The sequence below is a fragment of the Chitinophaga qingshengii genome, assembly GCF_014529935.1.
In the GTDB taxonomy this organism is placed as follows: domain Bacteria; phylum Bacteroidota; class Bacteroidia; order Chitinophagales; family Chitinophagaceae; genus Chitinophaga; species Chitinophaga qingshengii.
Genome location: NZ_JACVFC010000005.1, coordinates 548,049 through 565,565 on the forward strand (window position 1 = coordinate 548,049; position 17,517 = coordinate 565,565).

At 49.3% G+C, this 17,517-nt stretch carries 4 protein-coding genes; all 4 read left to right on the plus strand.

Annotated elements, in window-relative coordinates; translation table 11 throughout:
• Position 1 precedes the first annotated feature (1 nt).
• The gene (locus ICL07_RS29325) at positions 2–12,601 is read left to right on the plus strand and encodes a non-ribosomal peptide synthetase (protein ID WP_188091613.1); all 12,600 of its coding nucleotides are present in this window, start codon (positions 2–4) and stop codon (positions 12,599–12,601) included.
• A gap of 18 nt (positions 12,602–12,619) precedes the next feature.
• Positions 12,620–14,029, plus strand: a complete 1,410-nt coding sequence (locus ICL07_RS29330; RefSeq protein WP_188091614.1) for an aspartate aminotransferase family protein — start codon at positions 12,620–12,622, stop codon at positions 14,027–14,029.
• 28 nt (positions 14,030–14,057) lie between these two features.
• On the plus strand, positions 14,058–14,936 hold the full coding sequence (locus ICL07_RS29335; RefSeq protein ID WP_188091615.1) for a cupin-like domain-containing protein: 879 nt from the start codon (positions 14,058–14,060) through the stop codon (positions 14,934–14,936).
• Positions 14,937–14,961: 25 nt separating this feature from the next.
• A partial coding sequence (locus ICL07_RS29340) for a non-ribosomal peptide synthetase (protein WP_188091616.1) occupies positions 14,962–17,517 on the plus strand: 2,556 nt, incomplete at its 3' end.

Below are 17,517 nucleotides of genomic sequence, written 5' to 3' on the forward strand. Positions count from 1 at the left end.
TATGCGCCCCTTGACTTTGCCTGCCTGTTTGCAACATGCTATCCGGAACGGAGAAACAAATATTGTTTTTATTAAAAGCAGCACCGAAGAAGACAGCCTGCCTTATAAAATACTTTATGAGGAAGCCTTGAAATGTCTTGGTTTCCTGCAGCAGTCTGGTATCCATGCTGGTGACGAGTTGATATTGCAGATCGAAGATAATAGGTCGTTCCTCATTTTTTTCTGGGCCTGCCTTTTAGGAAAGATCATTGCAGTTCCCTTATCAACGGGCATTACAGACGATCACAGGAATAAGCTGTATAAAGTATGGAATACACTCTCTCATCCGTTTCTGGCTACGGACGACAAGCAGTTAAACCAGATTGAAAAGTATGCGCAGAAAGAAGGGCTTGGCGGATGGAAGGATGAATTACGTGCAAGGATGATAAACCCGGAGACGGCTTTAGCTGCTTTACAGGCAGGAAGTGAGCTGTCCTGCACATTGGAAGATATTGCATATATACAGTTTTCCTCCGGTTCTACCGGTGATCCCAAAGGAGTTGTGCTCACCCACAGGAACCTCTACTACAACACATCCGACATCAATAGCCGCAGCCGTGTCGGCAGTAACGATCTCGCACTTAGCTGGATGCCGCTCACGCACGATATGGGCCTGATCTGTTTCCACCTTGCATGTGTGATGGCTGGTATTACACACTATATCATGCCGACACCTCTTTTCATCAGGCGGCCCTTGCTATGGCTGGATAAGGCCGCAGCGCACCGTGTGACGCAATTGTATTCTCCCAATTTCGGGTATGAGTACCTGATGAATGCCCTGGAGAATCACGCTGCACCAGCCTGGGACCTCTCTTCGGTAAGAATCATTTTTAATGGAGCAGAACCCATTTCCATACATACCTGCAACAGGTTTCTTCATAAAACGAATCAATACGGCATGCAGCCGCAGGTGCTGCACCCCGGTTATGGACTGGCTGAGGCTTCCGTTGCGGTGGCCTTGCCGGACCCTGGTGATCCGCTGGTAACGTATAGCCTTCACCGTGACCATATTGCCATCGGGGAAGAAATACAGCAACTGGCTTTCGGAGATGAACATGCCGTTTATTTTGTGGAGAACGGATATCCCATCGCGAATTGCCAGGTGAGAGTATGTGACGATAGCGGGAATACCTTGGGAGAGCAGCGCATCGGACATCTGCAGATCAAGGGAGAGAATGTGACCGCAGGATATTATCGTAATCCTGCCGCTACTAAAGAGCTCCTTACACCCGACGGATGGCTGAAAACGGGAGACCTGGGCTTTCTCTGCAATGGCAGGCTGGTGATAACCGGCCGCGTCAAGAACCTGATCATTGTGAACGGGCAAAACTACTACCCGCAGGATATCGAAAGACAGCTAACAGATATTCCGGGTCTCGAAGCCGGCAAGGTCGCCGCCGCCGGTACGGCACGTATCAGCGGTACTGCAAAGCAGGAAGAACTATTGGTGTTTGTTTTGTTCAAAGCCTCACCACAGGCTTTCCTTCCATTGGCCTCAACAATCAGGAGCCGGCTCGCGGAAAAACCGGGACTCCTGCCAGATAAGGTTATTCCAGTCAACAAGATACCCAAAACCACCAGCGGAAAAGTGCAATACTTTCAACTGGTGCAACAATATCTGCGTGGAGATTTCGACGGCTTGCTGCAAGAGATAGCGCGGCTGCAACATGAGGAAAGAAAGACGTATGAAGGAACACCCGATCTGCAAACGAAGATCGCCGCCATACTTTCGGAATTAACGGGAACGCAGGTAGATATGCGGGCTTCCCCACTGGAATTGGGGATGAACAGCCTTCAGATGATGATGTTAGTGAACCGCTTGCAACAGTCGGGCATCCGGCTTGATCTCACCGAACTATTTAGCTTGTCTGCGCTCAGTGAGTTGGCAAGCCGCGCTACTGTTTCTATTCCTGCAACAAAAAAAGCACCCGGGCGGGAGCTACGTGAATATCCACTTTCCCATGCACAACACCGGATGTGGGTATTGTGCGAAATGCAGGGTATGTGGTCTTCCTTTCACCTGTCAGCCGCCGCAAAGATCTCCGGCGCTGTTAATATTGCCGCGCTGGAAAAGACGGTGGCATGGATGGTAAATGCACATGCGGCACTGCGCACGGCGCTCCGTTACAACGACGGCGTACCTGTTCAACAGGTGCTGGACAGCGACAGCATTTGTATAACGCATATAAATGCGCGGCCTGAAGAAATGGCCGGGATTGCCGAAAATGAGGCAGGCAGGGCGTTTGATAAGGGGAAGCCATTGTTCAGGACTTTAATAGCACACCTGGGGGCAGAGGAATACCTGCTACAATTTACTTTTCATCACCTGATCTTTGATGGATGGTCTTTCGGCATCTTCATGCGAGAGTTCAATAGCTGCTATGATCTTTTCTCCAGGGGTATGGAAGTAAAGACGCCGGAAAGATTTGCCTATAGCGATTTTGTAGACAGTGAACAAATATTGCTTGATAACGGGGCGTTTGAGCAAAGCCGCCAATATTGGGAGAATGAAATAAGTGAAGCTACCCCTGAACCGGGATTGTTACGGCAGTTCAAATACAGTGGAGAGGACCGCCACATGGGCAGTTGTGAAATATTTACACTCCCGCCGGAGCTGAAAACAGCATTGGAAAAGTTCAGCCTCAACGAATCTGTTACCCCGTTTATGACCTTGTTTTCGTTGTTGAGCTTATTGTATTATAAACTGACCGGACAACAGGATATGATACTTGGAACAGAAGCCGCTGGCAGAACCAGCCCGGAATGGGAACCTGTGATCGGCTGCTTCCTGAATACCCTGCCCATCCGGATCATGCTTGACAGCAGCGCAACATTCCGGGATTTGCTGTCACAGGTGAAGCGGAAATTACTGGATGCGTACCAACACCAGCAATATCCCGTTGATCTGGCATTACATGCCTCCAATCGAAACATAAACACCCAGCTCTTTGATGTGCTCATGCTCTACCAGAATTTTGAACACACACTGGATATGCATGAGCTGGGAGCGATGGCAGCGGAACCGCTTGTTTTGCCGGAACACGGCAGTATCGTGGATCTTCAGCTGGAATTCAGGGCGACAAAAGATGCCATCCAACTCCACATACGCTATAATACAGACTACTACGACAAGATATTTGTAACGCAGCTTTTTACACGTTATTGCCGCATACTGGAACAGGCAATGGATGCGCCGGAACAGCAGATAGCCAACTATTCCCTCTTATCTGCTGAAGAACAGCATACTGTGCTGCATCGTTTCAATCCATCTCTGGGTCCTCACCCTTTTGAAGCAATAACCGCCATCATTGAAGCGGATAAAGAAAAGAAAGCGGATAGAATAGCCATCATATGTGATGAACGAAGCATTACCTACCGCGACTTGCAGCTATCTGTCGACAGCGTGGCTGCAAGTCTGCAACATATCTGCAAGTGTTCACCAGATTGCCGGATCGCCGTGATGATGGAGCGTAGCGAGCGCATGATCATTGCCATCCTGGCGATACTGAAAGCTGGTGCTGCGTATGTGCCGGTAGAAACGACTTATCCGGCAGAAAGGGTGCAGTTTATATTGGAAGATAGTGGCGTAGAATGGGTAATTACAGACACCGATATACCTCCTGCCGGCGTCGTCCCTGTGATTGACTGGGATACCCTCGTCCATACCGGCGTGGACGTTCCCGCAACGCCGGCCGATATACAGGAACATCACCTGGCTTATGTGCTGTACACTTCCGGTACAACAGGACAGCCGAAGGGTGTGATGATAGAACATGGATCACTGAGCGACTATGTACGCACCTTCACCACATTTTATAGCATCAATAAAAATGACATCGTCATACAACAATCAGCACTTGCATTCGATACACATGTGGAAGAGATCTTTCCGACGCTCTGCAGTGGCGCCACGCTGGTGCTGCTGCCAGGAGGCGGAGCAGATATCTCCGCCATGGTGGAAACGATACAAAAGGAGCGAGCCTCTGTATTGAGCACCACGCCCCTGGTAATACAGGCACTGAATGCCCGGCCGGCAGCACTCGGCAGCCTGCGCCTGCTGATCAGTGGAGGAGATGAGCTGAAAGCCGGATATATCAGTCATCTTCTTGGTAAGACGGTCATCTACAACAGCTACGGGCCAACCGAGTCCACGGTGTGCGCAGCGTACCAGGAGATAAAGTCATTGCAGGATACGACATTGATCGGAAAACCGGTTGGTAACCGGCAGATATTTTTGCTCGACAGGGATAACCGCCTGCTACCGCCCGGCCTGGCAGGAGAAATATGTATCGCGGGGGCAGGGTTGGCGAGAGGATATCAAAATCTGGAAAAAGAAACGGCGGCGCGCTTTATATATCCGGGAGGAGCAATATCCGGACGTATCTACAAAACCGGAGACATTGGCCGCTGGGACAGTGATGGCCGCATCATGTTCCTTGGCCGGCGTGATGATCAGGTTAAAGTCAGAGGCTTCCGGATAGAATTGCCTGAAATCGAAAAAGCATTATCTGCACACCCTGGTGTAAAGGCCATTGCAGCCCGCACATGGGAGAACGGAGAAGAGAAGCAGCTGGCTGTTTACTATGTGTCTTCACCACAGCTACCTGTAGAGGAGTTGCAGGATTTTGCAGTCAACCGGCTGCCCTATTATATGGTGCCTGCATTTTTTATACCCATTGATAGTATGCCGCAGAATGTCAATGGCAAGATAGACAGGAACAGGTTGCCTCGACCTGCATCTGCAGAATGGTGCGGGGAAGAATGGCCCGCCACGCCTGCAGAAGTGGAGATGGCGCAGATATGGAGCCAGGTACTGGGGACAGAAAAGATACACCTTGATACTCATTTTTTCAGGGCTGGCGGTAATTCTATCAGAGCGGCACAGGTAACCGCAAGGTTGAAGGAACGTGGCTGGGAGCCTTTACGCCTCGGCGATTTTTTTCTTTACCCTGCGCTGCGGAAGCTGTCTTTACAGTTGCGGAAGGCAAAGAGGGGAAGCATGCCCGTGATGGTGGAGAAGACAGCCTATCCGCTTACATATGCACAACGCCGCTTATGGTACCTGCATCAGCTTGGACGACAGCGCAGCGCACTTAATTTGTGCTGGGCCTATCGTATCTCCGGATCCTTGCAGGTGGACGCTTTCCGGCAAGCACTGGAAATGCTGGTCCACCGCCACGACAGCCTGAGAACAATCATCAAAGATACTGACGGCGTTCCCGCTATGACCATATGCGACAGCACTACTTTTACGGGTTGGTTTGAGTGGATAGAAATTGACAGAGAAGAGGCGGTGAATGATCTCATACAACAAGAGCGCAACAGATTGTTTGACCTGTTAACAGGACCGCTGTTACATATCACACTGGTAAAAGACCGTAAAGATGAACAATTCATCTTCCTGATGAGCATTCATCATATGATTATCGACGGCTGGTCCATGCAGGTTTTTATACGGGATCTCAAGGCGCTTTACAATGCGTGCGTAGAAGAACGCGCACCTGTGTTGCCTCCTGTAACATTACGCTTTCACGATTATGCCTGGCACCAAAGCCTTCTGCAGGAAGATGCACAGATGGCGGCGCACCGGGATTTCTGGCGGCAAACGCTGCAACATCCTGCTCTTCCGCTGACATTTCCTGCTATACCGGAACAGGAAGCAGGTTCGATACCTTCCACTAACAGGCATGTAGTCACTTTTGCACCCGAATGGATAAAAGCCCTCGAACAGTTGTCAGAAGAGGAGAATGCCAGCCTGTTTATGGGATTGGTGACCTTGCTGAATGCACTTTTTTACAAATACACCGGGCAGGAAGATATCCTGATCGGAACAGATACTGCCAACAGGCAATATCCTGCGCTCGAAAATGCGATGGGATATTTTCTGAACGAATTGGTCATCCGCTGCACTTTCTCGTCGGCGTTAACTTTCCGGGACCTGGTGCAGCTTGTAAAAGCAAATATGTTGCAGGCATTTGCCCACCAGGAATATCCTTATGACAAAGATACCTTAGCACCCGGCCAAACTGTATCTGGCCGGCATTTGTTTGATGTATTGGTCTTATTTCAGCAATTCGGCCGCAATGAGCAAATGGATGCGCTTTCAGGGGATGTCATGATGCAGCCGTTGGACATCCCGCTCAAAGATATTATGCTGGATTTGCAGCTGGAATTTTTCCAGCCGGGTCCGGAACAACTCTTACTGGAGGTAAGATATAATACCAGCGTGTTCAGCGAAAGACTGATCAAACAACTTTTTCACCACTTCGAACTGTTCAGCAGCCGTCTGATGAAGGAGCCGGATCGGGCATTGTGCGAGCAGGAACTGCTGTCAGGGCAGGAGATAGCGGGATGGCTGGAAGACAGGAATAATACCGGGAGGAACAATGGACCTTTCATACCTGTTTCAACGCTCATAGCACAACAGGCAGCCATCACCCCGCTTGCACCGGCGATATGCTGCGGTACCGACCAGCTCACATACGCCGCATTAAATGAAAGGGCTAACCAACTGGCATATCAGCTGCTACAACAGGGAGCCGCTCCCGGAAAGCGTACCGGCGTATTGATGAGCCGCTCCATATGGATGCCTGTAACGTTGCTGGCTATCCTGAAGGCTGGTAATACCTATGTGCCGCTGGATCCGGAATATCCGGCAGAGAGGTTACAATTTATATCAGCAGATAGCAAAATAGACTGTATTATAACGGAACCGGATATATGCAGATTACAAGGTGAATGGCTGCAACAACAGCATTGTCTCTTGCCGGGAGAAGCTACCTTGCAACAGCCCATACACGATCCGGTTATTATCATCGAAAAAAATCTTACTGCCTATATCATCTACACCTCAGGATCCACGGGTGTTCCCAAAGGAGTGATGATCAGCCATGCGTCACTGGCAGATTATGTCCGGACCTTTTCCGACTTCTTTGAGGTATCCCATGAAGACCGCGTTATACAACAATCATCTATTTCATTTGATACCCTGGTAGAAGAGCTATTTCCAGTGCTTGTTGCAGGTGGGACACTGTATATTGCTCCTGCCGGCGGGAGGGATGCGGAAATGCTCTCGGCGATTATTGTACGTCATCAGATCACTATACTGAGCACAACACCGCTTGTGGCAGGCGCTCTCAACAGGATGACTACGGACGTGAGCAGTCTCCGGGTGCTGATCAGCGGGGGAGATGTATTGTTCCCTTCACAGATCGATCGCCTGTTAAGTCAGGTAAGGATCTACAATACCTATGGTCCTTCAGAATCTACCGTCTGTGCTACCTATCATAAAGTGTCTGGTGAAAACGACTGTACCCAGCTTGGCAAAGCAATCGCCAACAGGGAAGTTTACCTGCTGGATAAAGATATGAAGTTGGTGGCCGATGGGGTAGCAGGAGAGATTTGCCTGGGTGGGAACGGCCTCGCTACCGGGTATGTAGGTCTGCCTGAAGAGGAAGCGGACAGATTCGTTAAGAATCCATACAACAATGAAAGGCTTTATAAAACGGGAGATCTGGGCTATATGCTCCCCACAGGAGCGATCCAATTTGTCGGGAGAAAGGACCAGCAACTGAAGATAAGAGGATATCGCATAGAGCCTGGTGAAATTGAAAATGTATGCGCGAAACTGCACGGAATAGCAACAGTGGCGGTAACTGCGGTAGATGCGTGGGGTGCAACACCTGCACTGGCGCTGTATTATTCCACCTATGATAAAAAGCCGTTGGAGGGCCTATATGAGCAGCTTGCCGCTATCCTGCCTTTTTATATGCTGCCTTCGCATATAATACACCTGCTGTATTTTCCGCTAACGGCTACAGGGAAAATTGACCGTCGCGCCTTACCCGCTCCGGACAGCACCGCAGCGCGAGCTGTCGTACCATTCAATAATCACACGGAGATAGTGTTGGCGAAGATCTGGAAGGAAGTACTGGGTACGGCATTGGTTGACAGAAACAACCACTTTTTCCTGTCGGGAGGCAATTCCGTTGCGGCTACCAGGTTGCTGAATGCGGTGAGAAAACATTTTTCCCGGGATGTTCAGCTGAAAGATATCTTCACCAAGCCGGTATTACACCAGTTCGCAAATGTAGTACAGGAATCTCCTGCTATATCCATCGATAGCGTTGCTATTCTTGAAGAGCAGGATGTTTATACCGCCTCTGCTGCGCAGCGGCGTATGTGGATACTGCATCAGCTGGACACCGGCAAGACAGCCTATAATATTTCTATTAGCAACCGCCTGTATCAACACATAGATACTGTCAGCCTCGAACATGCGCTTCGCATCATGATAGCCAGACATGAAAGTTTGCGTACTATTTTCCTTGAAAAAGAAGGCCGCTTGTTGCAGCAGGTGTTACCGGCCTCCCTTACGCCCTTTCAACTTCAGGTGATAGCCGGGTCGGAAGAGCAATTGAATACCATTGCCGCCGCGGCGGCGGCAAAAACCTTTGAGCTCAACAGATGGCCCTTGTTTGCCGTAACACTGGTGGAGACAGGAGCGCAGCAAGCCACAGTGATGTTTACTTTTCATCACATCATTGCCGACGGTGCATCCATCAATATTTTAATGGACGAATGCTGGCGAATATATCAGGCATTGCGCGAAAATATGGAACCGGCCTTACCCGCGCTGGACTTTCAATACAAGGACTACAGCGCCTTCCAGCAACAGTTACTGTCGGGTCACAAGCTGGATCTGCAAAAAAAATACTGGCTCACTGTTTTTGAAAAGGATATTCCCGTACTGGAAATACCCGGTAAAAATAATTATCCGGCCACACGCAGCTTCAGGGGACATACGCACACAATCCTGCTGGAAAAGGCCATAGTGGAAGGCTTGAAGGCGATGTGCCTGCAACAGGAATCTACGCTTTATATATCTCTGCTAACAACGGTAGTGGCATTCCTGTACCGTTATACCGGGCAGCATGATCTGGTGATAGGGATACCTGTCACTGGCCGAACAATTGACGGCGCTGAAAAACAAGTGGGGCTTTTCGTTAACACCCTTGCATTGCGCATCGGTGTAGCAGCAGATGAATCCTTTAGTACGCTGTTCAGCAGCGTACATAAAGCCGCCATCAACGCATATGATAACCAGGATTATCCTTTTGATCTGCTGGTGGATAGTCTGCAGTTAAACCGTGACATCAGCAGGTCGCCCTTGTTCGATGTGATGGCTGTTATGTTGGAAAATGGGAGTACCTTGACACGGGCGGTGGACTATGCACCTATACATGCAAACATCAGCAAGTTCGATATCAATTTTGATTTTGAAGAGATGCAGGAAGGACTGGCCGTCAGAATTCAGTTGAATGCCGATATTTTCTCTGTGGAAGAGGGTGCAAGCCTGACAGGATATTACCGGGAATTGCTGCAAGCCTGCGTATATGACAGCAACAGGAGACTGGCCGCTATCTGCTATTTGCCGGAGGAGGAGCAGCTGGCCCAGCTTGCATATAACCCCGTACCGGTCACCCTGCCGGACAAAAGTATCCTGCAACTCTTTGAAGAGCAGGTATTGCGGCGCCCGGATGAAACCGCGCTGATATTTCAGCAAGATCGCCTCAGCTTCGCTGATTTCAATACACGTGTTAATCAGCTGGCGCATTATTTGAAGGAAGAGTATCACATCGCGCCCGGAGATCTGGTTGGGATCATGTTGCCCCGCTCTACGCAACTGATCATTGCCATCTGGGCTGTAATGAAGGCAGGAGCGGTGTATGTGCCCATAGACCCTGCCTATCCACGGGAAAGAAAAGAATGGATGGCGGCAGACAGCGGTATCAGGCTCCTGCTTGCTGACCCTGCATTTGCCGAAGGCCAGTGGCCTTGCCCGGTCAGCTATCCGGGATCTCTTGATCTGCATACATTTTCAGCAAATGATCTTCAATGGTGTCCGGGCCAGGACAGTGCAGCATATGTTATCTATACTTCCGGCACAACCGGCAGGCCAAAAGGTGTGATGATCGGGCATGATGCGCTGAAGAACCTGGTGATGTGGCTGGGCGGCCTGATCTACGAAAATCATATCACTCCCTTACGATGTTTGTTAACGGCATCTATTAATTTTGATGCCTCGGTGCAGCAACTTTTTGCTCCGCTGGTATTTGGTCATACCCTGGTTGTGATCGATGAACAAACCAGGAAAAATCTTCCGCTGTATGCCGGTATCCTTCGCGATGAACAGATACAGGTAACGGATCTTACTCCTTCGTTCCTGAGCACATTGTTAACGGAGCTTGAACAAACGCCACCTCCTCCTTTGTTGTACGTGCTTTGCGGTGGAGAACCGCTGGATGCTATGCTGGTAAGGCGTTTTGATTCATACTTTGACGCAGCCCGGCTTATAAATGTATATGGTGTAACAGAAGCGACGGTAGATAATACCTGGGAATGGGCGGGGGCAGACCGCAGCAGGAAAACCATCGGGAAGCCATTGATGAATACCCGCGTCTATCTGCTGGACAATCAACTGCAAATGGTGCCTTTGGGTATGCCCGGCCAGATCTGCCTCGCAGGTGCCGGAGTAGGGATGCATTATCTTAATACCCCGGAACTCAGCAACCGCAAATTTGTCAATACTACTATTGCCGGTATTGAAGAACGGATTTACCTCACAGGTGATGCCGGTAAATGGCTGCCTGACGGCACCATCGAGTTTATTGGCCGTATAGACCGCCAGATAAAATTGCGGGGATATCGTATCGAGCCAGGAGAAATAGAGGGAGCGATGTTATCCCATCCGGATGTACAGCAGGCTTATGTAATGCAGAGGGAAGATAACCTGGTGGCATATTACCAGGGAAAAAACAGCCTCCGGCCCGCTGACCTGGAAGCATTGTTGAAACAGCACCTGCCTGCTCATATGATCCCGGTGCATTGGGTGCCATTGACAGCATTTCCGGTAACACATAGCGGAAAGATCAATGAATCGGCACTGCCATTGCCAGTGCAATCGCCGGTTGCTGAACCACATGAGGCTGCCGGAGCGCTGCTGCAACAGATCGCCGCCATATGGAAAGAAGTGTTGAACAAACCGGCTATCGGCATCTTCGATAATTTCTTCCTGTCAGGAGGACATTCTTTAAGCGCCATGCTGCTGGCTTCCCGCTTATCGAAAGAACTGGATAGGGACTTCCGGTTGCAGGATATTTTTGTCAACCAGACAATTCATGAACAAGCTGCGCTGGCAAGATCACAGAACAGCATGAAAGGTAGCGCCCCCGGCGTATTTGAGGAACAGGATCATTACCCGCTGTCTCACGCGCAATACAGGTTATGGGTGATCGACCAGAAGGGGGGAGGCATCGCTTATCACATGCCTTCCCGCTACAGATTGAAAGGCGCACTGAACATAGCGGCACTGGAAGCAGCATTCAGCGCATTATTGATGCGCCATGAAATCCTACGTACCAACTTCAAACTGATTAATGGTGAGGTACGTCAGTTCGTCAACCACAACAGGCCATTCCGGATGATACATCCTGATCAGCCGGACGACATGAGTGTGGCGATGGACCTCGAAACAGACGCTTTGATAAAGGCCGCATTGTTGCGTGTCGCCCCTGATGAGTATCTGTTACGGTTTGTTATGCATCATATCATATCAGATGGCTGGTCGGCCGGTATTATCGAGCATGATCTCATTTCACTGTATAACTATTATGCGGCGCCGGGTAACGAGGCGCTGGCGCCGAAAAACAGGCAATATAAAGATTTTGTGCTGGATCAGGCAATCTGGCTGCAAACAAATGACGCCCGTGAACATGCCCGGTATTGGCAGGAAGAATTGCATGCCATGCAAAGCACGTCAGCCATTCCATACGACTATACGCCGACCGAAGAAGAATGGACCGGAAGTACGCTTGATTTCGAGCTGGATGCCGTCGCAGCAAATGATATCATTGATCTGGCAGGCAGGCAGGGTTGCACGGTACATTCCTGCCTGATAACAGCCGTGTACCTGACTTTGTATTCCTTTACGAGGTCGGCGGAACTGTTGATAAATGTGCCGGTGGCCGGCAGAAACAAGGAAGATATGCATGACCAGATAGGTTTTTATGTGAATACGCTGCCACTGTTCTTTCACTTGGATGAGCAGCAATCCTGTACTGCGTTGTTGTCTGCCGTTCACCGTAAAATACAGACGGCGCTTTGCTTTCAGCACTATCCGCCCGAATTATCCGAGTCCTATGCGCCACTGACGGAAGACCTCTTACGCCACGTGTTGTTTGTATTCAATGATACACCGGCGCGGGAACGGTCTGTAAGCCCTGTAGCGATTACAATTGAAGAAGAACGCATGACGGATACCGGTACCAAATACGATCTCACTATTGTGTGTAACAAACAGGCGAACAAAATAACAGGCTACATCAAATACAGGTCCTCCCGGTATAGCACGGTACGCATAGAGCGGTTGAAGGAACGGTTGCTGCTTGTATGTAAAGACCTCGCGGCCGGGCAATGGCAAACCGCCGCCGGCATAGTGGGATTGACCAGCACTTTAAGCAATGGCGCGGACATGGAAATAGATATCCCTCTCAATTTGTGACTATAACTTCCAATTTATATGAAAGAGAATTTCGAACCCTACCACCTGTCAGGAGGAGAGCGCATTGTCAGCTCAGAGATACCTGGCGCCAGATCAAAGGAGATACTGGAAAAGCAGCAGCGCAACGAATCTGCTATAGTTTCCTACAGCAAGCAGATACCTATTGCTATTAAAAGAGCGAAAGGTGCCATTATTGAAGATGAGGATGGGAATCATTATATAGATTTTTTTTCGTTGGCTGGCGTTGTCAACGTTGGACACTGTAATGATTTTGTATTGGAATATGTGAGGGAACAGCAGGATAAACTGATCCATGCACTGGATTTTCCTACGGAGAATAAAGTAGCGCTGATAGAAAAAATATTGAATTTGTTGTCACCTGATGTAAGGGATGAGTTCAAAGTGGCTTTCACCGGGCCTTCGGGATCTGATGCTGTAGAAGCAGCGATCAAGCTGGCAAGGATGTTCACCGGCAGGCAAGGTGTGATCGCGTTTCAGGGATCGTATCATGGCATGACCTCCGGCGCATTGTCGGCTACCAGCAATACATCATTGCGGTCGGGCCTGGGTGCATTGGTACCGGATATTCATTTTATACCATACAGCTATTGTTACAGATGTCCTTTTGATCTGCAGAAGGATACCTGCAGGCTGCAATGCGTGCAATACTTCAGGAGCTTGCTGGAAAATCCTCATAGTGGCATTGCGAAACCGGCAGCCATCATCCTGGAACCTGTTCAGGGAGAAGGCGGCGTGGTGATCCCTCATGATGGCTTTCTTGAAGGCATTGTGCAGGTAGCGCGGGAGCATAATATCGTTGTAATATTTGACGAGATACAGGCGGGTTTTTTCCGCACCGGCAAATTCCTGTCGTCACAACATGCCGGTGTTGTACCAGATATCTATACGATGTCCAAAGGCATCGGTGGTGTGGGCTTTCCCCTGGCTGCCATTGTATATCATCAGCGCATCGAAAAATGGTCGAGCGGAAAACATATTGGTACATTCAGAGGTAACCAGGTAAGTATTGCAGCTGGTAATGGCGCCTTTGATTTCGTAGCACAAACTTCCCTGCCGGATCATGTATTGAGGATGGAATCATTGCTGAGGGACAGACTGGAACAACTGCAGCGACGAATGCCCTTCATCGGTGAAGTAAGAGGTCGTGGGCTGTTTTTTGGTATCGAATACGTAAAAGATAAAAATTCCAAAGAACCGGATAGTGATATTGTAAGGAAGATACGTTTGCTCTGCTTCAAAAAAGGATTGCTTTTCGAGATCGGTGGCCATTACAATAATGTGATCCGTTTCCTGCCTCCGCTGGTGATTACACCTGCGCTGATCGAAAGGGCCATGGCCATTTTTGAAGAGGTGAACCTGTCCCTGTCGGGTTTGCACGCACAGGATACGGCTACCGTTCATAAATAGATTTTATCCGCTTTTATATTCCGCTACTATGATAGAGATTGTTAATAGTATCGACAGAGATACTTTCTACAGGAAATTTGTCGCGCCCGGAAAGCCGGTATTGATAAAAGGAGGGACCCGCAACTGGCCAGCTCTCGAAAAATGGAACTACGACTATTTTAAAAAAATGGGTGATGCCGTAAGCGTACCGCTTAAAACGGGAGATGTGTCTAAAGGAAATAAAACCATTATGACGGTCGCAGAATATACTGCACTGCTGGAACAATATGAAAGACTGCCGGCCGATGCCCGCCAGCAATCTCCCCGGCCCCCTTATCTCCATGACGTGCCTGTGTTCCTGCTCCTGCCTGCACTAAAACAGGATGTGGATCCTTTCCCTTCCTACCTGTTACCGTCATGGTACGGAAGTGAATGGTGGAAATTTGTACAGTTTTTTATGGGAAGCACGGATAGTCTTACACCCTTGCATTTTGATACATTATGTACACATAACCTGTTCTTTCAGGTGCATGGCAGCAAAAAGTTTTACCTGGTTGCTGCTAAAGATCGCGACAAATGCTATCTCAAAAGCTGGCGGTGGGCAGGTGTAGACCTTGAACATCCCGACCTCGGAAAATATCCCTTACTCAAAGAAGCTGAAATAGACGCCGTGGTAGTGGAGCCTGGCGATATCCTTTTTATGCCTTCAGGTACCCTGCACCAGGTGAGAGGTCTCAGTTATTCCATATCATTCAATATTGACTGGCATACCCCCGGCAGCGTGATGTCCGGGCTCTTGTCAGGCTTCAGGGGAGCGCCGCGGCGGAATGTACTTTACAACAGTGTTGTAGCCGCAGGCCTGTACCTCGGTATCCCTTCCCGGTATCTTTTCAGGTACTATCAACCTTACCTCAACTACGTTTCTTAATGGTTCCCGGAAAATATTATTTCGTATGGACAAACAACAGCAACTAGCGCTGGATTATTGGTTCGGACAGTTAAGAAAACAGGACTATGCCACTGGCTTTGTTCCTGATAAAGGCCCGCTGTGCACAATTACCTGCCCCATGTCAGGTGATGTGATGAATAAATTGCAACAAGCAGCTAACGGACAGGATATTTCCTGTTTCATGATTGTCATGGCTGCATGGATGTCGCTGCTGCACCGCTATGGATGGCAGCAGCCGGTACTATTTACCGCCCCGGTGCGGTATAAAAATATTTTAGCCCCTGAACATAGCAATCAAAAGCTTTATTTCTTCCTGTCGGAACACCACACTGACCGCGGTTTTAAAGAATTGGTAAATGCACTTGCCGGACAATTCAAATCAGCGGTTCAACATCAGGACTATCCTTTCTCCCTGCTGGAAGAACAGCTGGCTGCCAATGGTGTGGACCTGCTCCTGAACCATTGCGGACTGGGAATATCACATGAACGGCTACACGAAATATCATTTGAGGCTGTACAAACGGTGCTCGCCCTGGCTGTGTCAGCGGAGGGGCCCTGGAAAATATACTTTCGAAAAGGTGTATTGCCGGAAGAGGTGATACAAAAAATGCCGCAACATCTTGAACGAATATTATTGTCGGCGCTGGAAACGCCCGGCTTGCCTATAACATCATTACCGCTGTTGTTGCCGGAGGAAAAAGAAGTGTTGCTTGCATTGTCAGGAGAAAGTACTATGCCGGCCATGCCATACGAATTGTTGCATGGCTGGGTTGAAAGCGCTGTGAAAGGCCATGCACGGCAGGCGGCCATCGTGGATGGTGAAATAAAACTTACGTTTGAAGCATTGAATGCTTCGGCCAACCGTATGGCCAACTGTCTCATAGCGGAAGTGGGCATCAGACCCGGTGATGTAGTAGGGTTGATGGTTAACCAGGACCGGTTTGCCATCATCACGATATTGGCTATTCTGAAGGCAGGTGGCGTTTATCTGCCGTTGGACCCCGGTTACCCTTTAACAAGGGTACACTATATGTTGAAGGATGCCAATGCTGTTTGCCTGATCAGCAACGAACCTGTAGCAACGGCAGACATCACTGTTTTCGGTCATGGGCAGTTACAAATGTCGGCGGCATCGTATCCGGAAATGTATGCTGCGCCAGCTATCACGCCGGAACAATTTGCCTACATTATCTACACCTCCGGATCTACCGGGCAACCGAAAGGAGTGCCTGTCAAACACAAACAGGTCTGCCTCCTGTTGTCCGCTTTGCAGGAGATAATGCAGTTCGGCACAGGCCTGCAATTTATACTGAATGCTTCGCTTGCCTTTGATGCATCTGTCAAAGAGATTTTCCTGCCACTTGTTTCCGGAGGTACCTTGCATCTGTATGCAGAGTATCCCGATGTAAACGGCTTCGTTCACTATCTCTCAGCACATAAGATCGAAGTGCTGCATGCTTCTCCATTATATTGGGAGGAGATGTTGCGGATAATGGAAGAGCAGCAACTCCGGCCTGCACTTCGTTATATTTCTTCCGGAGGAGATGCGCTCACCCGTCCGTTGGCTCAAAAGATCAGGCAGCGGTTTCCGGATGCTTCGTTGATGAACCTGTACGGACCAACTGAAGTCTGCATTAATGCCACGGGTAGCAAGATGGACCGTGTTATAGCCGATCCGGTAACAATAGGCAAGGCATTGCCGGGTTATAGGGCATTCGTACTTGATCCATACGGTGGACTATTACCAAAAGGAATTTCCGGTGAGTTATGTATAACAGGGCCAGCTATTGCAGAAGGTTACCTGAATAATGAAGCCGCTACGCAAAAGGCGTTCGTGGAATACGATATCGATGGCCTCAGGCGCTTTTATCGTACTGGTGATAAAGTGCGATGGAGCCGGAACGGTGAACTGGAATTTCTGGGCCGGTTGGATCAACAGGTGAAAATCAGAGGCTACCGCATCGAACCGGAAGAAGTGAGAGCTGTCTTGAACAGTCATCCTGGCGTGGAAGAAGCGTATGTACTTGCTCATAAAGAAAGAAATGGTGAATATGCGCTGGTGGCTTATTTGCGTCTAATGTCCACCACCACGACAGAACAGGTGAAAGCATATTTATCGGAACAGCTGCCCAGCTTTATGCTACCTGGTAAGTGGGTAATCGTGACGCAGTTTTACCGTAATACAGCGGGAAAGATAGACAGGAAGCGGTTACCGGATCCTGATGCCGGGCGGGCATCGGCAGCTCCGGAATCGGACACTGAAGCGCGCCTGGTACGCATATGGAAAGAAGTGTTGTTGTTGGAACATGTTGGTACGGAAGATGATTTTTTTGAGCGTGGTGGTCATTCACTCAACGCCATGCGCCTGTTATCGGCTATCATCAAAGAATGGCAGGTAAAAGTGGAATTGAAAGATATCTTCAGGAACCCTGTATTAAAAGAGTTGGCTGCCCGTATCGAACAACTGTCGGGTAAAGCGCTGACAGTACCTATATCACCGGCGCCTGCTGCAACGTATTATCCGCTTTCCCCCGCACAGAAGCGGCTGTGGATCATTCAT

What these genes read in the sequence shown, in the direction of transcription:
- ICL07_RS29335 (WP_188091615.1), top strand. Translation starts at nt 14,058, where the DNA reads ATGATAGAGATTGTTAATAGTATCGACAGAGATACTTTCTACAGGAAA.
- ICL07_RS29330 (WP_188091614.1), top strand. Translation starts at nt 12,620, where the DNA reads ATGAAAGAGAATTTCGAACCCTACCACCTGTCAGGAGGAGAGCGCATT.
- ICL07_RS29325 (WP_188091613.1), top strand. Translation starts at nt 2, where the DNA reads ATGCGCCCCTTGACTTTGCCTGCCTGTTTGCAACATGCTATCCGGAAC.